The organism is Mucilaginibacter auburnensis, assembly GCF_002797815.1.
Lineage (GTDB): Bacteria > Bacteroidota > Bacteroidia > Sphingobacteriales > Sphingobacteriaceae > Mucilaginibacter > Mucilaginibacter auburnensis.
The window spans coordinates 810,872-831,307 of sequence record NZ_PGFJ01000001.1 but is presented as its reverse complement, the minus strand read 5'-3'; the positions used below and the strand labels follow the sequence as shown (position 1 = coordinate 831,307).

24 protein-coding genes are annotated in these 20,436 nt (G+C 41.1%); 6 read left to right on the top strand and 18 right to left on the bottom strand.

Going from position 1 to position 20,436, the window contains the following annotated elements; all coding sequences use genetic code 11:
- Window position 1: 1 nt before the first annotated feature.
- The 17 genes from nuoH to CLV57_RS03585 all read right to left on the bottom strand — a co-directional run bounded on the left by nuoH (window position 2) and on the right by CLV57_RS03585 (window position 14,804).
- Complete coding sequence (gene nuoH, locus CLV57_RS03665; RefSeq protein ID WP_100339991.1) at window positions 2–1,054, bottom strand: NADH-quinone oxidoreductase subunit NuoH; 1,053 nt, start codon at window positions 1,052–1,054, stop codon at window positions 2–4.
- The gene (locus tag CLV57_RS03660) at window positions 1,054–2,061 is read right to left on the bottom strand and encodes a 2Fe-2S iron-sulfur cluster-binding protein (RefSeq protein ID WP_100339990.1); all 1,008 of its coding nucleotides are present in this window, start codon (window positions 2,059–2,061) and stop codon (window positions 1,054–1,056) included. The genes nuoH and CLV57_RS03660 overlap by 1 nt, the downstream gene beginning before the upstream one ends.
- A 132-nt stretch (window positions 2,062–2,193) precedes the next feature.
- Window positions 2,194–3,555, bottom strand: coding sequence for an NADH-quinone oxidoreductase subunit NuoF (nuoF, locus tag CLV57_RS03655; protein ID WP_100339989.1), 1,362 nt, complete (start codon window positions 3,553–3,555; stop codon window positions 2,194–2,196).
- Window positions 3,555–4,082 carry an NADH-quinone oxidoreductase subunit NuoE family protein gene (locus CLV57_RS03650; protein WP_100339988.1) on the bottom strand — a complete coding sequence of 176 codons (528 nt, stop codon included), beginning with the start codon at window positions 4,080–4,082 and terminating at the stop codon, window positions 3,555–3,557. Before CLV57_RS03650 ends, nuoF begins: the two co-directional genes overlap by 1 nt.
- The gene (locus CLV57_RS03645) at window positions 4,075–5,286 is read right to left on the bottom strand and encodes an NADH-quinone oxidoreductase subunit D (protein WP_100339987.1); all 1,212 of its coding nucleotides are present in this window, start codon (window positions 5,284–5,286) and stop codon (window positions 4,075–4,077) included. Before CLV57_RS03645 ends, CLV57_RS03650 begins: the two co-directional genes overlap by 8 nt.
- Window positions 5,287–5,289: 3 nt before the next feature.
- Window positions 5,290–5,793, bottom strand: coding sequence for an NADH-quinone oxidoreductase subunit C (locus tag CLV57_RS03640; RefSeq protein ID WP_100339986.1), 504 nt, complete (start codon window positions 5,791–5,793; stop codon window positions 5,290–5,292).
- Window positions 5,793–6,335: an NADH-quinone oxidoreductase subunit B gene (locus CLV57_RS03635; protein ID WP_100339985.1), complete on the bottom strand. Its 543-nt coding sequence runs from the start codon at window positions 6,333–6,335 to the stop codon at window positions 5,793–5,795. The genes CLV57_RS03640 and CLV57_RS03635 overlap by 1 nt, the downstream gene beginning before the upstream one ends.
- A gap of 457 nt (window positions 6,336–6,792) precedes the next feature.
- Window positions 6,793–7,164 carry an NADH-quinone oxidoreductase subunit A gene (locus CLV57_RS03630; protein ID WP_100339984.1) on the bottom strand — a complete coding sequence of 124 codons (372 nt, stop codon included), beginning with the start codon at window positions 7,162–7,164 and terminating at the stop codon, window positions 6,793–6,795.
- An 81-nt stretch (window positions 7,165–7,245) separates the two neighbouring features.
- Window positions 7,246–8,952 carry a tetratricopeptide repeat protein gene (locus CLV57_RS03625; protein ID WP_100339983.1) on the bottom strand — a complete coding sequence of 569 codons (1,707 nt, stop codon included), beginning with the start codon at window positions 8,950–8,952 and terminating at the stop codon, window positions 7,246–7,248.
- Between the two features lie 33 nt (window positions 8,953–8,985).
- Window positions 8,986–9,888 carry a PstS family phosphate ABC transporter substrate-binding protein gene (locus CLV57_RS03620; protein ID WP_100339982.1) on the bottom strand — a complete coding sequence of 301 codons (903 nt, stop codon included), beginning with the start codon at window positions 9,886–9,888 and terminating at the stop codon, window positions 8,986–8,988.
- A complete protein-coding gene (locus tag CLV57_RS03615) occupies window positions 9,878–10,108 on the bottom strand; it encodes a hypothetical protein (protein WP_100339981.1) in 231 nt (76 codons plus the stop codon). The genes CLV57_RS03620 and CLV57_RS03615 overlap by 11 nt, the downstream gene beginning before the upstream one ends.
- Before the next feature lie 6 nt (window positions 10,109–10,114).
- The gene (locus tag CLV57_RS03610; RefSeq protein WP_100339980.1) at window positions 10,115–10,942 is read right to left on the bottom strand and encodes an energy transducer TonB; all 828 of its coding nucleotides are present in this window, start codon (window positions 10,940–10,942) and stop codon (window positions 10,115–10,117) included.
- Between the two features lie 48 nt (window positions 10,943–10,990).
- Entirely contained in the window at window positions 10,991–11,530 is a 540-nt protein-coding gene (locus tag CLV57_RS03605; protein ID WP_100339979.1) for an ExbD/TolR family protein, read from the bottom strand.
- A 6-nt stretch (window positions 11,531–11,536) separates the two neighbouring features.
- Entirely contained in the window at window positions 11,537–12,151 is a 615-nt protein-coding gene (locus tag CLV57_RS03600; protein WP_100339978.1) for a biopolymer transporter ExbD, read from the bottom strand.
- 88 nt (window positions 12,152–12,239) lie between these two features.
- A complete protein-coding gene (locus CLV57_RS03595) occupies window positions 12,240–13,070 on the bottom strand; it encodes a MotA/TolQ/ExbB proton channel family protein (RefSeq protein ID WP_100339977.1) in 831 nt (276 codons plus the stop codon).
- Window positions 13,071–13,566: 496 nt separating this feature from the next.
- Window positions 13,567–13,908: a translation initiation factor gene (locus CLV57_RS03590; protein WP_100339976.1), complete on the bottom strand. Its 342-nt coding sequence runs from the start codon at window positions 13,906–13,908 to the stop codon at window positions 13,567–13,569.
- Window positions 13,908–14,804 (bottom strand): diacylglycerol/lipid kinase family protein, encoded by an 897-nt coding sequence (locus CLV57_RS03585; RefSeq protein ID WP_100339975.1) that lies wholly within the window; start codon window positions 14,802–14,804, stop codon window positions 13,908–13,910. The genes CLV57_RS03590 and CLV57_RS03585 overlap by 1 nt, the downstream gene beginning before the upstream one ends.
- Before the next feature lie 230 nt (window positions 14,805–15,034).
- Between CLV57_RS03585 and metK the strand changes: the two genes are divergently transcribed.
- From metK to CLV57_RS18480, 4 genes are all read left to right on the top strand, one after another.
- Window positions 15,035–16,285 carry a methionine adenosyltransferase gene (gene metK / locus CLV57_RS03575; RefSeq protein WP_100339973.1) on the top strand — a complete coding sequence of 417 codons (1,251 nt, stop codon included), beginning with the start codon at window positions 15,035–15,037 and terminating at the stop codon, window positions 16,283–16,285.
- A 48-nt stretch (window positions 16,286–16,333) separates the two neighbouring features.
- On the top strand, window positions 16,334–16,903 hold the full coding sequence (locus tag CLV57_RS03570; protein ID WP_100339972.1) for an NUDIX domain-containing protein: 570 nt from the start codon (window positions 16,334–16,336) through the stop codon (window positions 16,901–16,903).
- A gap of 36 nt (window positions 16,904–16,939) precedes the next feature.
- Window positions 16,940–17,674, top strand: coding sequence for a lysophospholipid acyltransferase family protein (locus tag CLV57_RS03565; protein ID WP_100339971.1), 735 nt, complete (start codon window positions 16,940–16,942; stop codon window positions 17,672–17,674).
- An 86-nt stretch (window positions 17,675–17,760) separates the two neighbouring features.
- Window positions 17,761–17,934 (top strand): hypothetical protein, encoded by a 174-nt coding sequence (locus CLV57_RS18480; RefSeq protein WP_169927056.1) that lies wholly within the window; start codon window positions 17,761–17,763, stop codon window positions 17,932–17,934.
- A gap of 24 nt (window positions 17,935–17,958) precedes the next feature.
- Here CLV57_RS18480 and CLV57_RS03560 read toward each other — a convergent pair whose 3' ends face one another.
- The gene (locus tag CLV57_RS03560) at window positions 17,959–18,447 is read right to left on the bottom strand and encodes a hypothetical protein (protein ID WP_100339970.1); all 489 of its coding nucleotides are present in this window, start codon (window positions 18,445–18,447) and stop codon (window positions 17,959–17,961) included.
- Between the two features lie 103 nt (window positions 18,448–18,550).
- On the opposite strand from CLV57_RS03560, the gene CLV57_RS03555 reads away from it, so the two are divergent.
- Both CLV57_RS03555 and CLV57_RS03550 read left to right on the top strand, forming a co-directional pair.
- Window positions 18,551–19,651 (top strand): AI-2E family transporter, encoded by a 1,101-nt coding sequence (locus tag CLV57_RS03555; protein ID WP_100339969.1) that lies wholly within the window; start codon window positions 18,551–18,553, stop codon window positions 19,649–19,651.
- 61 nt (window positions 19,652–19,712) lie between these two features.
- Entirely contained in the window at window positions 19,713–20,435 is a 723-nt protein-coding gene (locus tag CLV57_RS03550) for a DUF2490 domain-containing protein (RefSeq protein ID WP_100339968.1), read from the top strand.
- Window position 20,436: the final 1 nt, after the last annotated feature.

Here is a 20,436-nt window from a genome sequence, read left to right as displayed (position 1 = left end):
ATTATCCTCTAATAAAAGTCATCCACAAACCTGTAATTATAATATTTGCTATAGCCAACGGAATTAAGGTTTTCCAACCTAAGTCCATCAATTGGTCATAACGAAAGCGCGGGATAGTCCATCTTATCCACATAAAGAAGAAGATGAAACCAAATATTTTCCCGAACAATAATACAACCCCTAAAATGGCGGCAACGTTAGTGCCTGCTGCTGATGATACAAGATCCATAAACGGATAATTGTAGCCACCAAAGTAAAGCGTAGCCATTACTGCTGATGAGATGAACATGTTAATATATTCAGCAAACAGATAAAAGCCCAGTTTCATTGATGAATACTCAGTGTGATAACCACCTACCAGCTCGGTTTCGCACTCAGGTAAGTCAAACGGTGAGCGGTTGGTCTCGGCAAACGCACAAACAATGAATAATAGGAAACCTAAGGGCTGTTTAAAGAAGTTCCAGCTAAACCAGCCGTCAGCCCAAAACCCATGCTGCTGAGAAGCTATATCTCCCAAACTCATTGTACCGGTAACCATGATCAAAGCGATGATGGAAAGGCCCATTGAAATCTCGTAGCTGATGTTTTGCGATGCAGCACGAATAGCTCCTAACAACGAGTATTTATTGTTGGATGCCCAACCGCCTATCATGATGCCGTAAACGCCTAATGATACCACACCAAATATGTAAAGGATACCTACGTTAATATCAGTAACCTGCAGATCAATCACTGTTGAACCGATAGTTAATTGCTGTCCCCATGGAATAACTGCAGAGCCTATACAAGCCGTGAAGATGGCTAACGACGGACCTACAATGAACAGGAACGGTGTGGCATTTTTAGGGATGATCTCTTCTTTTAGGAACATTTTACCACCGTCTGCAAGAGGTTGTAAAATACCCCATGGGCCAGCACGGTTAGGGCCTACCCTATCTTGAAAAAAAGCAGCCAGTTTACGCTCTGCGTATGTAGAGTACATGGCCACTACCAGACTGATAGCGAAAATGATCACTATCAAAGTAAATTTTATAAGGATATCAGTAACTTCCATTATAAACGTGTCTCCCTTTCAAACTGTGTTTTGTTAGCTTCCTGTAAAACAGGGTTGGTTTTAACAACCGGCAATGGTTGAAACTCATAGTGATTTGCACTGATAACCGATTGATGAGATACTTTACGTGGGCCTTCAATTACCCAATCAGAAGTCTTCTTTTTATCAAAACGGCACTCGTTGCAAATAAATTCTTCTACTTCACCCCACTGGTCTTTACGTGCAGTTACTCGGATAACGTCCTCTCCTTTATACCAAAGTGTTACTTTACCATTGCAGTTCTCATGGTTGCAATCGCGATGTGCTTCAACAGGTTTGGTAAACCAAACACGGTTTTTAAAGCGGAAAGTTTTATCAGTTAAAGCGCCTACCGGGCACACGTCAATAACGTTTCCTGAGAAATCATTATCAACGGCTGCTTGTATGTAAGTAGATATTTCTGAGTGATCGCCACGGTTTAGGATACCATGTATACGATGATCTGTTATCTGATCAGCAGTGAAAACGCAACGGTAGCAAAGTATACAACGCGTCATGTGCAATTGTATCTTATCGCCAATGTCAATTTTCTCAAAAGTACGGCGGTCAAACTCATAACGGGTTTTAGCAGCACCGTGCTCAAAGCCTAAGTCTTGTAAGTGGCACTCACCGGCCTGATCGCACACCGGGCAGTCTAATGGGTGATTGATCAATAAAAACTCAACTACTCCCTTACGCGCCTCAACAACCTCCGGTGAAGTAATGTTCTTCACCTCCATGCCGTCCATCACCGTAGTACGGCATGATGCTACCAGTTTAGGCATAGGGCGAGGATCTTTTTCAGAACCTTTGCTTACCTGCACTAAACAAGTACGGCACTTACCGCCACTACCTTTTAATTTTGAGTAATAGCACATAGCAGGCGGAACAATATCGCCACCTATTTGCCTTGCAGCATTAAGAATGGTTGTTCCGGGATCTACTTCAACGGGAATACCGTCTATGGTTACTTTATGTTTATCTGACATTATTAATTAAGGTCAAAAATTTTATAATTCTCAGTTGTCATGTTGAGCGATAGCGAAACATCTTTTTACGCTTTGCTAAGCCGCTTGTATAAGATCCTTCGCTATCGCTCAGGATGACAATATTATTTTAACTTAAGCCGCAGGCTCAGGTTTTGGTAACGGATCAGCATAATGCGCTAAACCGTAGTTTCTGGTTACGGCTTCTGCAGCGTGCGATACGTGCCACTCAAACTCATCCCTGAAGTGACGTATAGCGCTGGCAACCGGCCATGCTGCCGCATCACCCAGCGGACAAATTGTATTTCCTTCTATTTTCTTTGATACATCAACCAACAGGTCCATGTCAGCCATGCTGCCATGCCCCATCTCCAGGCGATGCAATACTTTTTCCATCCAGCCGGTACCTTCACGGCAAGGCGAACATTGTCCGCAGCTTTCATGATGATAGAAACGGGCAAAGTTCCAGGTATTACGAACAATACAAGCGTCTTCATCAAATGCGATGAAACCACCCGAACCCATCATGGTACCGGTAGCGAAACCACCATCAGCCAATGACTCATAGCTCATTAAGCGACCCTCGCCAGCTGCAGTTTTCATGAACAGGTTAGCAGGCAAAATTGGCACCGATGAACCACCCGCAACTACCGCTTTAAGGCGTTTGCCATTGGCAATACCACCGCAGTACTCATCGCTGTATAAAAACTCTTCTACCGGCAGGCCTAAGTCAATTTCATAAACACCTGGCTTAGCCAAATTACCCCCTGCAGATATCAGCTTGGTACCTGTGCTTCTACCGATGCCTATTTTAGCGTACTCTTCGCCACCATCATTAATGATGGGAACTACAGCCGCAATTGACTCAACGTTGTTTACTACAGTAGGGCAACCGTACAAACCAGCAATAGCCGGAAATGGTGGTTTAATACGCGGATTACCACGTTTTCCTTCCAATGATTCTAACAAAGCAGTTTCTTCACCGCAGATATAAGCACCGCCTCCCGGCTGAACATACAACTCCAGGTCATAACCACTGCCTAAAATATTTTTACCTAAAAAACCCGCTGCCTTTGCTTCGACTATGGCTTTTTCAAGAATGCGTATCTGCGGCATCATTTCACCGCGAACGTAGATGTAAGATGTGTTTGCTCCTAAAGCATAACTTGACGTGATCATACCCTCAATCAATGCATGAGGAATATGCGTCATCAGATAACGGTCTTTGAAAGTACCGGGCTCAGACTCATCGCCATTGCAAACGAGGTAACGTGGAACGCCCTCTGGCTTAGCTAAAAAGCTCCATTTCATACCGGTAGGGAAACCGGCACCACCACGACCACGCAAACCCGATTTTTTAACTTCTTCAACCACTTCATCAGGGGTCATCTGTTTCAAAGCCTTCTCAACAGATCTGTAACCACCTTTTTGGCGGTATACATCAAAAGTGTTGATGCCGGGTACGTTTATATGTTCTAATAGTAATTTGCGTCCCATTAGTTATTCGCCTTAGCTTTTAAATCTTCAATCAATTGATCAACCGACTCATTGGTCAGTTTTTCATAAAAAGTGTACTCAGGGCCAATTTGTAAAACCGGGCCAAAGCCACATGCAGCCAAACACTCAACACCTCTCCAGCTGAATAAACCATCAGGTGTTACCTCGCCCTCTTTAACACCCAGCTTTTGCTCAATATGATCCATTATTTTTTCGGCGCCTACCAGGCAACAAGGGCCGGTACGACAAACCTCTAAAGCATATTTGCCTTGCGGTCGCATAAAGTACATGGTATAAAAGGTGGCTACCTCATATACCTCAACAGGCTGAATGCTTAAATATTCGGCAACTTTATCCATTGCCGGAGCGCTTACCCAACCAAATTCGGCTTGTACCAAATGGAGTATAGGCAACAACGCCGATTTTTGTTTTCCTTCAGGATAACGGGTAACAATTTCGGCAAACTTAGCGGTCAGTTCGGCTGAAAACTCAACCGGAACCATTTCGGTATCTTCAACTCTAAGCATCTAACTCTCCGGCTATAATATTTAAACTACTCATGTTAATAATCGCATCTGAAAGCAACATACCGGCACTCATTGGAGCATACATCTGGTAATTAATGAAACTCGGTCTGCGGAAGTGCAACCTGTAAGGAGAACGTCCACCATCATTGATCAGATAGAAGCCTAACTCGCCATTGGCGCCTTCAACGGAATGATAAACCTCGGTAACCGGGGTATCAATCTCACCCATCACTATTTTAAAGTGATAGATAAGGGCTTCCATGTTATTGTATACTTCCTCTTTTGGAGGCAGGTAAAATTCGGGAACATCAGCGTGGAAAATATCGCCGGGCTCTTTTTCTAATTTAACCAAAGCTTGCTCAATTAAGCGAAGGCTCTGCCACATTTCTTCGTTACGTACCAGGAAACGTGAGTAAACGTCGCCATTCTCGCCAACCGGAACCTCAAAGTCGAAATCCTCGTAGCTTGAATATGGGTTCATGGCCCGCACGTCATAATCTACGCCGGCAGCACGCAATAACGGACCACTCCAGCTATAGCTTAAGGCATCTTCGGCAGTAACTGCGGCAACGCCTTTGGTACGATCAACAAATATGCGGTTGCGGGTAAACAGCGATTCAAATTCTTTTAATGTTTTAGGAAATTCCACCAAAAACTTACGCAGCTTAGCAAAAGCTTTGGTGTTGAAGTTACGCTCAAAACCACCTATACGACCGATGTTGGTAGTTAAGCGGGAACCGCAAACTTCTTCGTAAATTTCATAAATAGACTCACGGAACTCCATCATGTACAAGAAGCCCGTGAAAGCGCCTGTATCTACACCTAATACACCGTTACACACAATATGATCGGCAATACGGGCAAGCTCCATTACAATAATGCGCAGGTAGTCAACACGCTTTGGTGTTTGTATACCTAACAGTTTTTCAACCGTCATGTGCCAACCCATGTTGTTAATTGGCGATGAACAATAGTTCAAACGGTCTGTTAACGGTGTTATCTGGTAGAACGGACGATGCTCAGCTATTTTTTCAAATGCGCGGTGAATATAGCCAATGGTTGAAACCCCACTTACTATGCGCTCGCCATCTATCTGCAACACGTTTTGGAAAACGCCATGCGTAGCCGGGTGCGTTGGGCCTAAGTTAAGCGTTGAAAGTTCGCTTTGCGGATCGTTATCTATATATACCGGATGGTTCTCCATGCTCTATCTTCCAAAAAAATAATCCTTTTTGTCAACTCTGTTCGGATCTTCCAGCGGGAACTCTTTCCGCATAGGGAAGGCGGTCATATCATCAACATTCAATATTCTGCGCAGGTCGGGGTGGCCGTCAAATATAACCCCGAATAAATCGTAGGTTTCGCGCTCCATCCAGTTGGCGCCATTCCACAAGGTTGTTGCGGTTGGTATATGGCAGTTATTGCCGTCAATAAATACTTTTATTCGAACACGTATATTGTTTACAAGGCTATGCACATGGTAAACAACACCAATGGTAAGCTCCTGCTCCGGATAATGTACCGCGGTTATATCAGTTAAATAAATAAATTGCAGAACCGGCGAGCTTTTCAAGAACGATAACAGGTCAATTATGGTCTCCTTAGAGGTCTGTAGTGTAAGCAAACCGTATGGCTCACCAATTACCGTGATCTTGTCGCCAAATTGGGTATTAATGTTATTTAAAAGTTCTTCGTTAGTTATCTTACCCATTATTGAATTCCGTATGAAGCTAATAATTTCTGGTATTCGGGAGTTTCGCGTCGGCGGGTTGATTCTGTTTTAACCAACTCCTGTATGTGCATAAAGCCATCAATAATAGCTTCTGGACGCGGAGGGCAACCCGGAACGTAAACGTCAACCGGAATGATCTCATCTATACCTTGTAAAACCGAATATGTATCAAAAATACCACCGCTTGAAGCGCATGCGCCTACTGCAATAACCCAGCGTGGCTCTGCCATTTGCAGGTAAACCTGGCGCAGCACCGGAGCCATTTTTTTGGCGATGGTTCCCATTACCATTAACAGATCGGCCTGGCGTGGTGAAAAGCTCAAACGCTCGGCACCAAAACGGGAAAGGTCATAATGGGAAGCCATGGTGGCCATAAACTCAATGCCGCAGCATGAAGTAGCAAACGGTAAAGGCCAAAGCGAATTTGCACGAGCCAATCCTACTGCCTTATCTAATGATGTTGCAAAAAATCCTGCCCCCTCTACTCCCGCAGGAGCCCCAACTATTTGAATATCACTCATGACTTATAATTATCAAATACCTTACCCAAACCCTACAGTTTGGATGCGCAAATTTATGATAAAATACCTTGTTAATGGTACACTAAAGGCCCATCTCAATATATTTAGAATTATTCTAAACAAACTGTAGTTGCTTGGTTAAATCCATTTAAATATGATGTATCAGTTAAACGAAGCATTTCATAGAAACACGTAGCAGATGAAAGGTCTGTAACACCTTTTAAGCAAAGCAGCCTGAATACCAATACTCTAAAGAATCATCATGAAACAACTTGCAACAACTTTTAAGTATGGAAACTCACACCCAAATGGTTATTAACATACTATTTATCAAGATATTGCGAAACACCTAAATAGGCGTTGATTTTGTAACACTTGAGGGATCGGGCGCAGCTTAATAAAGCAGTACTGCATGCATATTAAAACAAAAGGGGTAGCCAAGTACCCCTTTATATTTTTAGTCCCAATTAAGGGCTTTCTTTTTAATAACGTATATAAAACCGGCTAACAGCGTGCCCATAAATATGAACATTTCTATCATTCCCGGCTTACCGAGGTCTTTAAAATTTACTGCCCATGGGTACATAAATATTACCTCCACATCAAATAGTACAAATAGTATAGCTACCAGGAAATATTTAATGGAGATAGGTGTACGTGCGTTACCAACAACCTCAATGCCAGATTCAAATGGTGTTAGCTTATCATCTGTTACGCGCTTAGGGCCTAACTTGTGCGTGCCAAACATAGTTAACACAACAAAACCAAGCGCCACCAGCATTTGGAAAATAATAGGTAAGTAATTTACCGGTAAACTTTGAGCTTCCATGGTGCAAATATACAAAGGCCGGATAAATAACAAAGGCTTCTTTTATGAAAGAAGCCTTTGTTATTTATTAGAATTATTTAATTATTTGCTTTTTGCACCTGCTTTTTGCTTAAAGTAAGCATCAGCAACAGCATCGTCAGGCTTTAATTCTTTTGCTTTATTAAAATACTCGGTTGCTTTTACATCATCCTTTTCTTTATAGCCATAATAGTTGCCCATATAATCATAAGCTTCTACCAAAGCATTTTTTAACCTTGCTTCAGAAGCTGCTGTAACCTTTGGAGCCTGTATTTCTATGTATTTTTCATAGAAAGGTTTTGCTAAACCTTTAATGTTATTACGGTCAGCATCTTTGATCTCAGCTATACGAGCCCGGTACAATTGTGCATCAGCAACAGTTGGCGCTTTTTGAGCTACGTATGATAAAGCTGAATCAGCTTTAACTAACAAGGTTGTGTCAGGTGCTTTTGCATCGTATGCAAAGTAATAGTAAAAACCTTTGTAAAAATTCTCGTTAAGCAACGGCTTATTAACTTTGCCGGTAAATTCAGCGTAAGTATCAGCTAAGTCTTTATAGTATTTTTTGCTTTGAGGGCGTGTTTTAAGCACGTTGATGATCTCGTTATACGCCATCTCAGCAGCAGTGCTATCAACCTCTACAGCTTTTTTCAAAGTAGCTATACCTTTTGTAGTATCTTGTCCGCTTGCAATTTGCGCACGACCCAAGTATAAGTAATCTCTTGGAATAATACGTTTAGGATCTGCTTTAGAGAACCAGTTTTGTAATGCAGTAACGGCAGCTTTAGGGTCTTTGTTCTCCTGAGCAGCATAGCCTAAGTAGCGATAAACACGTGCATTAGTACTTGCTGAACTTGCTAATTTAGCAGCAATTTTTTGCACTTCATCCCATTTACCTGCACGTACCAGGAAGTCGGCGTAACGTAATAAAGTTTCGTCAGACTGGTCTGTAAGGTTCAGATAAGTTTTGTAATGAGCAACAGCCGAGTTAATTTTCTCTACTGCAACTTTACGGTTGGTAGCTGCTTCGCGGTTTTCGCTTTCTGCCCACTCACGGTAAGCCGGACCAAAGTTAGGATCTATAGTAACTGCAGCCTGAAATTGCTTGTCGGCTTGTTCAAAGCTGTCGGCATATTTCCATAATACACCAATAGCAGTGTTAGCTATGGCAGATTTTGGCTCAAGCGTTAAAGCTTGCTGGTAATTAGTGTAAGCATCATTGCTTTTTAATTGAGAACGGTAAGCATTACCTAACTCAATGTATATATCAGCATCTTTCTCATTTGCTGCTTTGCCTTTGTTTAAAGCGTCAATAGCTGCAGTTGCGTCCTGGGCCGATACCTTACCATCCTGGGCACCTAATAAATAACCTTTACCTATGTAAAGGAAAGGAGTTGAATCTTTCTTTTTAACTAAGCCGAAGGCCTGGTTAAAGTTAGAAGTAGTACCTGCGGCATCATTGGCTAAATGAGCTGCTGTGCCTAAACCAACATAATTAAGTGCCGACTTCGGATCGGCAGCGATACCTTTATTAAATACAGCTTTAGCTGAATCAACATAGTCTTGCGACAGGTAAACCCAACCTAACTGAAAAAACGCTTCTGCGTTAGTAGGCTGCGTAACCGTAAGGTTTTTAAGCATTGCTTTAGCTTTCTGATATTGCTCGGCATCAATTGCTTTTTTGGCATCAGAAAGACTTTGTGCAAAAACTGATGACCCCACAAGCGCCAAGCCTGCTGCAGCCGTAGCTATTTTATTGATCATTTTCATCTTCTTACTTTTTAATTTATTATCTACGTCTGGTTAAAAATTCTTCTTCAAACTGATCTCCCGTGTGGGGATCGAATCAGGCAGTATACCCGATCTTAAAATAATCCGCTGACCGCGGTCGCTTAAAATAAAGTAAGCAAACCCTGTGCCTAAACCCATTTTACCTGTACTATTAATTACGTATAAATTGCGGGTGAGCGGATATTGATTTAGAGCGAGAGTTGTTTGCGATGGTTTAAAGTAACCTGTCTTTTTAGTGTCATCCTTTACTGCAACTATTTTCACTTTACTTACAGCATCAGCAAAATCTTCATCCGGATCATTCAACCAACTAAAACCGGTTATGCCTATTGAGTTGGTGTGCGAGGCAACATATCTTATTACCTCTTTATTGTCTTTAAGCGCGTAGATGTTACGCCCTTTTAATTCCTTAATGCCTGCAAAGTCCTTTAAATACCTTGCAAGACTTGAATTAGCGTTATCAAAAACAACGTTCACATCCGTTTGAGATTGCCCGCTCAGCGTTTTTTTAATCTCACCTAAGGTAATTAACGTATCTGTTGAAGCATTATTTACTATAAGTGTTACTGCGTCAATGGCAAACCTGTCTGTTTGAGGTGGCAGAGTTCTATCAACCAAGATCTTGGTCTCATCTGCCGTTAACTCACGCGAAGTGATTGCAAGACGTACGCTGTCATTTAACAACATTCTTAGCACACGGTTCTCTGTTCCGTAAACAATATTGACCTTGGCACTATCATTTGAATGTTCAAAAATGTAGGCTTCTTCGTCAACAATGGGTGCAAAAGATTCGTCAGCAGCAATGGTTATCTTTCCAATCTGTGTTGTTTCGCGTTGTTTGTCGCCGCCCTTTCTGTTGCAGCTGATGGCTACAGAAGCGCCAAGCATTAACAAACAAAAATTTTTAAACCTCATCAGGATCTTTCTTTAATAACCTTGCAAATCTTAACGCGGCGTATATAATAATAAGTACACCAAATCCTGTTCTTCTGTATCCTTCCAGCTGTGGCAACATATCTTTCCAAAATATCACCATTAAGCCAAATCCAAGTACAGCAACAGATGTTATAGCTCCTAAAATAAGCAAAAACCGCCTTTTGAGCGATTTTTGCTTATTATCAAATCTTGTTGGCATTACATTTTACTCCTCGGAGCCTAATGTAAAGTTAATTGGTACAGTGTATTGCACACGTACCGGACGGCCGTTCTGAATACCCGGAGTCCACTTAGGCGATTTTTGCAAAACGCGTATAGCTTCATCTTTCAGGGTTTGGCTCGGACCACGTACTGCACTGATATCAGTTAAGCTACCATCTCTTTCTACTACGAAAGACACAAATACTTTACCCTGTACGTTGTTCTCTCTGTCAACACCCGGATATTTAATATTTTTCTCCAGGTATTTACCAAAGGCGCCAAGACCACCAGGGAATCCCGGAGGAGTTTCAACCGAAACAAATATTTTGTTTGGCTCTTCCTCGGTAACCTGCTTAATGTCTGCATTACCAACAGGCTCATCAATACGGATCTCCGCGTTCGGATCACCTTTTTGATTATTCTGACCCGGATCAGCAACTTTAAGCTCCTGAACGGTAGGCGGCTCTTCTTTAACCTCATTATCAGGTTTTACAACCGGAGGTGGGAATTTAACCTGATCAACTTTTGGTTTTGGCGGCTCCGGTGGTGGCGGAGGCGGAATTTTCTTTTGTTCTTCTGGTGGCGGTGGGGTTAAAACAACGTCGGTCATTTTAACTTTCACGTCCGCCTTGGGAATGAATCCATCAATCATGTTGATGATTGTTTTTAAAGACACAACAAATACGAAGAAGACAATACCCAAAATAAGCGCGCGATTTGTGTTACGCGGGTTTGACTTTCTTAGCTCGTAAGCTCCGTATGCTTTGTTACGTCCGGTAAAAACAACATCGATCCATTCCTGCTTTAGTATGTCTAATTTAGATCCCAGCATTTTGGCGATTTTTAATTTTTAACGTTTTAGTTATTTATATTATTACTATTAATAAATACCGTCGCGCTGAAGTAATCCTATTTCAGCTTGAGTTATATCTACAATAGCACGAGATTGGTTACCTACCACGTTCAACTCATCCATGATGCTTACCATGTTTTCATAAGTTGACTTGTCGCTTGGTTTTACCAACACGATCATTTCTTTGCCGCCTGACGCTGCCTTTACTTCTGCAGCTTTATCAATCAAAGCTTTGCGGATACCATTTTTACCATAACCCTCAACAACCGGAGCTGTAAGCGGGTTTGATGGCTGGCCCATATACCACTCTAATTTGTTATTAGAACCTAACAAAATTGTCATAGTACGAGACTCAGGAACCGGCAACTGGTTATTATTTTTTTCATCTTTATCCGGCATTACCAGGTCCATTGCCTTTGGTTTTTGGAGGGTAGTGGTAAGGATGAAGAAAGTGATCAATAAGAAAGCCAAATCCACCATGGCTGTTAAGTCCACACGGGTTGACTGCTTCTTACTTCGAACTTTCTTGTCGCCTTTACCCCCGCCGGAGGTGTCTAATTCTGCCATTTCTCTTTATTTTTGCGCTGATTTAAGCGATGTAATTAAACTGAATTTGTTTACCTGTTGCTTTTGCAACGTTTTAATGATTTTGGCAATAGTTGGGTATTCTTCTTTACTGTCACCTTTTATAGCCACCTTCAATTCGGCGTTTGCAACTGCTTTATCAGCTATACGTGTTTGACGTACCCAGTTGAACAGTTCATTATTGTCTGTAGTATCAACAGGTATACCAGGTTGTTTAACGTTTGAACGCTCAGCAGCCGGTAAAGCAAGCAATTGTTTTAACTGATTCATCGGAACACCAAAACTTTCAGTGTTTGCAAATGCAGCCAGTTCTTCCTGTGTAAAAGTCTGACCGTATTTTTCTCCCATCAGCTTCAATGTTTCCATTTTAAGCTCGGGGCCTGCAATACTGTAAAAAGCTTTGCCTTGTCCAACAAGTATCATTGCAAAATCGCTTTCTGGCAATGCAATTTCAGCTGTAGCAGCAGGAACCGTTGTTTGAATAGGATCCTGTGTTTTAGGCTTGGCCGATAATATAAAGAAGGTAAGCAGCAGGAACGCCACGTCGCACATTGCGGTCATGTCAATTGCCGTACTCTTTCTTTTTACTTTTGCTCTAGGCATATTTAATTTCCTTTACTATTAGTGTTTATACTTAATTAATTTATATGCTGCCCCTGTATTACAGGGGCAGGCAGGCAAACACTAAAATTTATTTTGCTTTGTGAGATGCAGCAAATGTTTGTACAATGCTGAAACCGGTTTCGTCGATAGCGTAAGTTAAGCCGTCGATTTTTGAAGTGAACAGGTTGTACATAACAATTGATACAGTTGAGGTAGTAATACCCATAGCGGTATTTACAAGTGCCTCAGAAATAGCTTGTGATAATTTTGCAGTATTAGTTGCAGAACCAGATAACTCGGCGAAGGCCTTGATCATACCGATTACCGTACCTAATAGACCTGTTAAAGTACCGATAGAAACCAAAGTAGCAATGATAGTTAAGTTTTGCTCTAACATTGGCATCTCCAAAGCTGTTGCTTCTTCAATGTCTTTTTGGATCGATAAAGTTTTCTGGTCTAAGTCTAAATGAGCGTCTTGCTCCATTTCTTTGTATTTTTTCAAACCAGATTTAATAACGTTAGCTACAGAACCTTTTTGTTTATCGCACTCTGCAGAAGCAGCATCAATGTTACCTGCATTAAGGAAACCTTGAATTCTTCTAACAAAAGCGTCAACGTTACCGGTACCAGAAGCTTTACCAATTACGATAAATCTTTCAATTGAGAAAACGATAACCATCAAAATGTATGACATACCCAGTGGTACAAGGTAACCACCTGAGTGTACTGTTCCGAAGATGTCTGTTGGCTCACCGTCTACGTCACCACCTTTGTAGTGGCTTGGATCACCTAATATAAAAATGAAGATTAAAATAGCTACAGCAATACAAATTGGAATAGCCAGGCTTGCAAAAATACCGCTTTTGCTTGAGCTCTCTTGTTTAACAGTAGTAGTTGGTTTTGTTGGTGCGTTTGCCATTACTTTAAATTTTAGTTTTGATTTTAGTTTTTGTTTATGTTTTGAATTTATTTAATGTGCTTTTTTTTTGAGGATAACAAAATTAAAATTTTAATGAAATAAAAAAACCGTTTTGCTATTCTTTAACAATTATTTAATGTACAAAATCCACCGCTCGTTATCTTTTCCACGGTGCAAAATATTGCTTTTATTAAACATTTTTACAATGAAACCCATTATTTTTTTAAATAGCAAGCATTACAATGCATATTTTCTGTAATTATGCTGTTATAGTATACTTTTTTATTTGTTAGTTACATGTTGTAACAATAAACACATTAGTTGCACATCGTTTGGCAAACTAAATAGCTTTTTTATAAGTACGCCTGCAAATAAAATATACAAACGGTTTAATTGGCGCTGCAATAATAGCTATTACAAATATAACTAAAGAAATAGTTATTTTATTATTTCTGATACAATTATTTTTTCAGGTTTTTAAAAATTGGCTAATTTCTTACCCACCCGCCTTTTTTGCCTTGTATCCATCGGCAAGTAACATGGCTAATATTTTATCTCTAAAATCGCCCTGTATCAATATTTCTCCATCTTTAACCGAGCCGCCAACCCCACATTTGGTTTTAAGCTTCTTACCAAGTTCGGCCATATCAGCAGCTGTGCCTGTAAAACCGGTAATTGCTGTGACCATCTTACCTCCGCCTTTTCTATCTAAAAAGATCTTGAGGTTTTGTTGGCGCGCCGCTAAAGTTTCCTGCTCCGCAGTATCGTTATTATTTATATTCAGTTCCGGATCAGTTGAATAAACCAGCCCCGAAAAATCATTCATTTTTTTTGCCATCAGTTACCTGGTTTGTTAAAACTATCACCTACTATAACATTTAAGGTGCCCGGCTTTACTTTTATATCAACCAACGCTCCCATTGTTACCGGTTCGCCGTCCAGATGCATCGGGCCTGCAAAATCGCGTTTAACGGTAATGTTTTGCCCTTTTATGATCTGTACAAAGCTTGATCCATCAGCAGTTTTGGTAAACATGCGCACAACCAACTCAGGAAAACGATATAGTGGGAACGGCTTTACTATACAAACATCAAGCGACCCATCCTGCACCGAAGCCTTTGGCGAAATATGTGCATTATTACCGTATTGCGATGAATTGGCAATACTCAAAATAAATGCCTTCTGAGCATAATTAACGCCGTCAATTGTTAAATAGTATGTATGTGATTGATAATTTAAGATCTCCGTTAAAGCTGACTTTGCATACCTTAAAAAACCACGCTTTTTACCATCTGCAAAAACATGGCCTATGTGGGCGTCAAAACCTAAGCCTGCTACATTAAAAAAAGGCATTCCGTTAGCTTCCGCCGAGTCAATGGCTTCAACGCGCATTTCATTAAGGTTGAGTATGGCTTCCTTTATGTTCATAGGTATCTGCAAAAACCTTGATAAACCATTACCTGATCCGCAAGGGATTATACCCAATACAACCTGGCTGCCAACCAGTCCGGCGGCTGTTTCATTAACAGTTCCGTCTCCACCTACTGCTACTACCACATCATATGTGCCAACAGCCTCTGCCGCAGCGTGCCGTGCATGGGCAACACCGGTTGTAAATATAATGGTAGCTTCAAATAGCGTTTTATCCAAAAACCTGGCTATCTGCCCCGGCACATCGTCTTTTTTCTTCCCGCCAGAAATTGGATTAATAATAAATAATACTTTCTTTTTCAACTACCTGTTAATTAAGCTGCCAAAAGTAATTGTATTTTCTGCTTTGTGAAAATTGTTTTATTTTTGGCCCGCTGATAGTGGACTGATTTAGCTGCCCTTACGCTTATTTTATTAAGGGCCGGATTGCAACCACGTAAAAAAGTGCTAAAACCATCTTCTTTACCCAGGTCAAACTTGTTAAACCACTCAGCCAGCAATCATTTTTAGTACTTTTATTTTATAAAAATAACATGCCTTATTTATTTACATCAGAGTCGGTATCGGAAGGACATCCGGATAAAGTTGCTGACCAGATATCAGATGCTTTAATTGACAACTTTCTGGCTTTCGACCCTGAATCAAAAGTAGCCTGCGAAACCCTTGTTACTACCGGACAGGTGGTATTAGCCGGTGAAGTGAAATCAAAAGCTTATTTAGATGTACAAAAAATTGCCCGCGAAGTGATCAACAAAATTGGTTACACTAAAGGCGAATATATGTTTGATGGCAGCTCATGCGGTGTGCTTTCGGCTATACATGAGCAATCTCCGGATATTAATCAGGGTGTTGACCGTCAGGCTAAAGAAGAGCAGGGTGCCGGCGACCAGGGTATGATGTTTGGTTACGCTACCAGCGAGACTGACAACTACATGCCTTTAGCGCTTGACATTGCTCATGCTTTATTGATAGAGCTGGCTGCTGTACGTCGCGAAAATGGCGAGATTAAATACTTGCGTCCGGATGCGAAATCGCAAGTTACACTGGAATATGATGACAACAATCAGCCTGTTCGTATAGATGCTATCGTTATATCAACCCAGCACGATGATTTTGACGAGGAGCAAACCATGTTGGCTAAAATAAAACAGGATATGATCAATATTCTTATCCCGAGGGTAAAGGCTAAGTATCCTAAATACGCGCATTTTTTCAATAACGATATTAAATACCACATTAACCCAACTGGTAAATTTGTTATCGGCGGTCCGCATGGCGATACCGGCTTAACCGGCCGTAAAATTATTGTGGATACTTATGGCGGCAAAGGCGCACATGGTGGAGGTGCTTTCTCAGGAAAAGATCCTTCAAAAGTTGACCGTTCTGCTGCTTATGCTACCCGCCACATAGCTAAAAACCTGGTTGCTGCAGGGGTTTGCAGTGAGGTATTGGTACAGGTATCATACGCTATTGGTGTTGCGCAGCCGATGGGTATTTACGTAAACACTTATGGCACCGCAAAAGTTGCTTTGAATGATGGTGAAATAGCTAAAAAAGTGGAAGGCATTTTTAATATGACACCTTATGCCATTGAAACACGCTTTAAATTACGTAACCCCATATACAGCGAAACTGCAGCATATGGTCACTTTGGTAAACCAAGCACAACTGTAAGCAAAAACTTCACTCATCATGATGGTTCTGTAATTACTCGTGAGGTAGAGCTATTTACATGGGAAAAACTGGATTATGTAGATCAGGTAAAAGCAGCCTTTGGTTTATAACAATTGATATTATTTTTAATTTAGGGCGGTTAAATACCGCCCTTTTTTATGTTTAATGCTGAAGAAAACCCCTGGCAGATCCTTTCGGAGCAAAACGTTTACGATAACAAATGGATCAATGTAACCGAATATCAGGTTATCAATCCATCCGGCAACCCAGGTATTTACGGTAAAGTGCATTTTAAAAACAGGGCCATAGGCGTGCTTCCGTTAGATGCAGATATGAACACGTATCTGGTGGGCCAGTACCGCTTTGTGTTGAACCAATACAGTTGGGAGATGCCCGAAGGAGGTGGCCCGCTTAACGAAGAACCAATAGATGCTGCTAAACGCGAATTGCTGGAAGAAACCGGATTAAAAGCCCGAAACTGGACGGAATTGCAGCGCATGCACCTCAGTAATTCTGTAAGCGATGAATTTGCCATCATTTATTTAGCTACAGGCTTAGAGCAGTTTGAACCCGAACCTGAGGATACGGAGCAACTGATTACACGTAAAATTGCTTTTGATGAAGTATATAATATGGTGTGCAATGCTAAAATAACAGATTCAATGACTGTAGCCGCTGTTTTACGCACCAAACTAATGTTACTTGAAGGTACGCTACCGCTACAATAATTAAATATTTATAATTTAGCCGCTTCATAATACGGCATGAAAAAACTTTTAGGATACTTTTTATCGCCAATAACCATTGTACTTTTCTTTTTGGTATTGTGCATTTTTCAACCTATACAATGGCTGTGCTATAAACTTGGCGGATACCACGCCCACAAACGTTCGGTTGATATATTAAATTTTTGCCTTACATCTACCATTTATTTTTTGTTTGACTCCGTTACGTTTATCAACAAGCAAAACTTACCCGAAGGTCGTTCTATCATTTTTTTAGCCAATCATCAAAGCCTGTTAGATATACCACCGCTTATATGGCACCTGCGTAAATACCACGCAAAGTTTATATCAAAAATTGAGCTCACAAAAAATATCCCCTCCATATCTTACAACTTAAAGGTTGGCGGTGGCGCTAACATTGACCGTAAAGACCAGCGCCAGTCCATCACCGAACTAATGAAGTTAGGGCAACGGATGAAAGACAATACCTGGTCAACAGTAATTTTTCCGGAAGGCACCCGCTCTGCCGACGGCACAATGCGTAAGTTTCAATCAGCCGGAATAGCAACTATTTTAAAAAAGTGTCCTAATGCGTTGTTGGTACCAATAGTGATTAATAATTCATGGCAAATAGTTAGATATGGTGTTTACCCACTCAACACGTTCACTAATGTTACCATTGAAGTGCTTAAACCAATTGAACCTAACGGGCAGCCTGTTGATGAGCTGGTAACATTGGCCGAAACGCAAATAAAAACGTACTTAGGTCAGTAAGTTAATTATCAGGATCAACACATTAAAAATTAACATTTTAGTAATTTTCAAGTAAATGTAACTGCCTATTTTCAGCGCATATTATTATGGAAACTGCAATTAACTATTGGTGGCTGCTACCGGTTTTAATATTGTTGCTGATATTGGTAGGCTGGATGATACGCAGAAATGCTACCGACGAAAAAAAATTTGAAAAGGAGTTAATAGATTCAGAAATGAAGCCCCGCAAGCATAATGAACATGACAGCGAAACTCCATAATCTATCCTTAATATTGCCTGTGCCTTATTTCTTTTTAAGATCAACAGTTGGCTTGTAGCTTACTGTGTAACCTGCATTATTATCAGTTTGTTCGCGCCCGGTTTTTGTATTTAACTTGAGCGGTTTCTGTAGCAAGGTATTGCCTTTCATTAAAAATTGCAAGGCAAGAGTATCCTTCATCCCTTCCTGCATAAATGTCCAAACAGCATTAACGGTATCCCCTTTTAACGTTCCGCTTAGATCGCCCTTACGGCTGTCCTTCTCAAAAGGATGCCAATACATCTGGCCGGTAACTTTATCATCTTTTACCACAAGTTCTACGCTGGTAGTATCCTGATCCTTAGCTCCCTCGGTACGAACGAAACACATGGAAGCAGCCTCACCGGCAACAGGGGTTGCCAGCGTATCGCCATTGATCACTGTGTCTCCATCCTTATCTTTTTTCTCTGATGATGTACATGCCGATGCAGCAACTGCTAAGGCTACCGGTATAATGAAATTTCTAATTCTCATATCTTTATTAGTTTAAGCAAATAAGTAACATTGAAACATGTTTGCTATAATAATGTTTACCAAAAGCAATTACCATTTTAATAAGTAGCGTTATCCAAAGCAAATGCCACAAACTCCACCCAGCTATTTACCCCGCATAAGCCATGTGTTATTTATCATAATAGCCGCTACAGCTATACTATTTGTTGCAAAACCGGTGTTGGTGCCGCTGGCTTTCGCTTTAGTTTTTGCAATGTTATTAATACCACTTTGCCGCCGAATGGAAAAATGGGGTATTAATCGCGGTTTGGCAACCGTGCTATGTATACTGCTTCTGCTATTAAGTGTCGCTATTATTATTGGCTTGCTGTCGTGGCAATTGTCATCGCTTATAGATGACATGGGCAATATTGAGCAGCGTATAACACAAATGGTGCGCAAACTTCAGCAATACATCAGAGATTATACCGGTATTGATCGTAACCAACAACAGGAAATGATCAAGGAGGTAAACAAAGATGGCTCCGGCAGCATGATTACTGAAATTACATCTGCTTTAACAGGGGTTATGGTTGACGGGATACTTACTATAGTTTACATCTTTTTGTTAATGTACTTCAGAGACCATTTGATGCAGTTTATAAGAAAAGCGGTGCCCGCTACGCAACGCGGTAACGTTGCAGACATGGTACATTGCGCAAGCGACGTATCGCAAAAATATCTTACAGGTTTGGCGCAAATGATAGTTACACTATGGATAATGTATTCCATTGGATTTTCTATAGTTGGTGTGAAGTCTGCTATCTTTTTCGCCGTTTTGTGCGGAACGCTTGAGATCATCCCTTTTGTTGGCAATTTAACAGGCACCGCAGTAACGGTGTTGATGGGTGTTGTACAAGGGGGAGATTTTAAACTGATAGCCGGCATTTTAATAACTTACGGGCTGGTACAGTTTATACAATCGTACGTATTAGAGCCGTTAGTAGTTGGCAGGGGCGTTAACCTGAATCCGCTTTTTACCATAGTGGGTATTGTTATTGGCGAGGCGGTTTGGGGTATACCAGGCATGGTGCTTGCCGTACCTATATTTGGTATGATGAAAATATTTTTTGATCACTTTGAATCGCTCAAACCTTATGGCTTTCTGTTAGGATGCAATGATAATGAAGATGATTCAAAAGGAATTTTTGATAAGCTACGCGGCCTTTTTACAGGTAAAAAATAGTATTAATTGCTTCGGGGTTTAGTATAATTGCAATTACCAATTTCTTGTGGAAAACCCTGTTATGAAGTTTAAAATTTTGCTCATTATATTTTTTGTCAACTTAACTGCCATTGGAGCTGCCAGCGCGCAAACTAACGAGCTTTCTGGTTGGGCGGCGTGGTTTCATACCCAAAGGTTCAATAAGCACTGGGGCATGGCATTTGACGGGCACCTGCGCTCATCGCACCATGTCGGGTATCTTAAAACGGTGTTGTTACGCCCATCCATTAACTATTACTTTGGCAATAAAAACATTGCTTTAGGTTATGCCTACATTGGAGCTAACAGCCGCAACGGAGAAATCAAAACATTCAGACCGGAAAACCGCCTTTTTGAGCAGTTCACAATAGTTCAACCAGCCGGGTCAAACGCGCAGATAACACACCGCTTAAGACTTGAACAACGCTTTTTAGGCGAGACGACAACGCAACAAAGCGTTTTTTCACAGCGTTTGAGATATTTTGCGCGGGGTGTAATCCCACTCAATACAAAACAAGCGCCTTTTACGCAAGGCACATATCTTGCATTGCAAAATGAGTTGTTTGTTAACGTGCAAAATAAAGATAAAGTAAACAAGCATTTCCTTGATCAGAATCGGGCATTTGTTGGTATTGGTCATCGCTTTAGCAAAATGGTTGACCTCGAAGCCGGATACCTTAATCAATACATTAAACAGCCCACAAGCTACACTATTAACCACGTAGTGCAGGTAACGTTGTACACCCGGTTTGGCAACAGTAAGTAGT

What these genes read in the sequence shown, in the direction of transcription:
- CLV57_RS03560 (WP_100339970.1), bottom strand. Translation starts at nt 18,447, where the DNA reads ATGAGAATTAGAAATTTCATTATACCGGTAGCCTTAGCAGTTGCTGCA.
- CLV57_RS03565 (WP_100339971.1), top strand. Translation starts at nt 16,940, where the DNA reads ATGAAAAAACTTTTAGGATACTTTTTATCGCCAATAACCATTGTACTT.
- CLV57_RS03620 (WP_100339982.1), bottom strand. Translation starts at nt 9,888, where the DNA reads ATGAGGTTTAAAAATTTTTGTTTGTTAATGCTTGGCGCTTCTGTAGCC.
- CLV57_RS03550 (WP_100339968.1), top strand. Translation starts at nt 19,713, where the DNA reads ATGAAGTTTAAAATTTTGCTCATTATATTTTTTGTCAACTTAACTGCC.
- CLV57_RS03615 (WP_100339981.1), bottom strand. Translation starts at nt 10,108, where the DNA reads ATGCCAACAAGATTTGATAATAAGCAAAAATCGCTCAAAAGGCGGTTT.
- nuoH (WP_100339991.1), bottom strand. Translation starts at nt 1,054, where the DNA reads ATGGAAGTTACTGATATCCTTATAAAATTTACTTTGATAGTGATCATT.
- CLV57_RS03605 (WP_100339979.1), bottom strand. Translation starts at nt 11,530, where the DNA reads ATGGCAGAATTAGACACCTCCGGCGGGGGTAAAGGCGACAAGAAAGTT.
- CLV57_RS03590 (WP_100339976.1), bottom strand. Translation starts at nt 13,908, where the DNA reads ATGGCAAAAAAAATGAATGATTTTTCGGGGCTGGTTTATTCAACTGAT.
- CLV57_RS03610 (WP_100339980.1), bottom strand. Translation starts at nt 10,942, where the DNA reads ATGCTGGGATCTAAATTAGACATACTAAAGCAGGAATGGATCGATGTT.
- nuoF (WP_100339989.1), bottom strand. Translation starts at nt 3,555, where the DNA reads ATGGGACGCAAATTACTATTAGAACATATAAACGTACCCGGCATCAAC.
- metK (WP_100339973.1), top strand. Translation starts at nt 15,035, where the DNA reads ATGCCTTATTTATTTACATCAGAGTCGGTATCGGAAGGACATCCGGAT.
- CLV57_RS03595 (WP_100339977.1), bottom strand. Translation starts at nt 13,070, where the DNA reads ATGGCAAACGCACCAACAAAACCAACTACTACTGTTAAACAAGAGAGC.
- CLV57_RS03660 (WP_100339990.1), bottom strand. Translation starts at nt 2,061, where the DNA reads ATGTCAGATAAACATAAAGTAACCATAGACGGTATTCCCGTTGAAGTA.
- CLV57_RS03645 (WP_100339987.1), bottom strand. Translation starts at nt 5,286, where the DNA reads ATGGAGAACCATCCGGTATATATAGATAACGATCCGCAAAGCGAACTT.
- CLV57_RS03650 (WP_100339988.1), bottom strand. Translation starts at nt 4,082, where the DNA reads ATGCTTAGAGTTGAAGATACCGAAATGGTTCCGGTTGAGTTTTCAGCC.
- CLV57_RS03635 (WP_100339985.1), bottom strand. Translation starts at nt 6,335, where the DNA reads ATGAGTGATATTCAAATAGTTGGGGCTCCTGCGGGAGTAGAGGGGGCA.
- CLV57_RS03640 (WP_100339986.1), bottom strand. Translation starts at nt 5,793, where the DNA reads ATGGGTAAGATAACTAACGAAGAACTTTTAAATAACATTAATACCCAA.
- CLV57_RS03570 (WP_100339972.1), top strand. Translation starts at nt 16,334, where the DNA reads ATGTTTAATGCTGAAGAAAACCCCTGGCAGATCCTTTCGGAGCAAAAC.
- CLV57_RS03600 (WP_100339978.1), bottom strand. Translation starts at nt 12,151, where the DNA reads ATGCCTAGAGCAAAAGTAAAAAGAAAGAGTACGGCAATTGACATGACC.
- CLV57_RS03630 (WP_100339984.1), bottom strand. Translation starts at nt 7,164, where the DNA reads ATGGAAGCTCAAAGTTTACCGGTAAATTACTTACCTATTATTTTCCAA.
- CLV57_RS18480 (WP_169927056.1), top strand. Translation starts at nt 17,761, where the DNA reads ATGGAAACTGCAATTAACTATTGGTGGCTGCTACCGGTTTTAATATTG.
- CLV57_RS03555 (WP_100339969.1), top strand. Translation starts at nt 18,551, where the DNA reads ATGCCACAAACTCCACCCAGCTATTTACCCCGCATAAGCCATGTGTTA.
- CLV57_RS03625 (WP_100339983.1), bottom strand. Translation starts at nt 8,952, where the DNA reads ATGAAAATGATCAATAAAATAGCTACGGCTGCAGCAGGCTTGGCGCTT.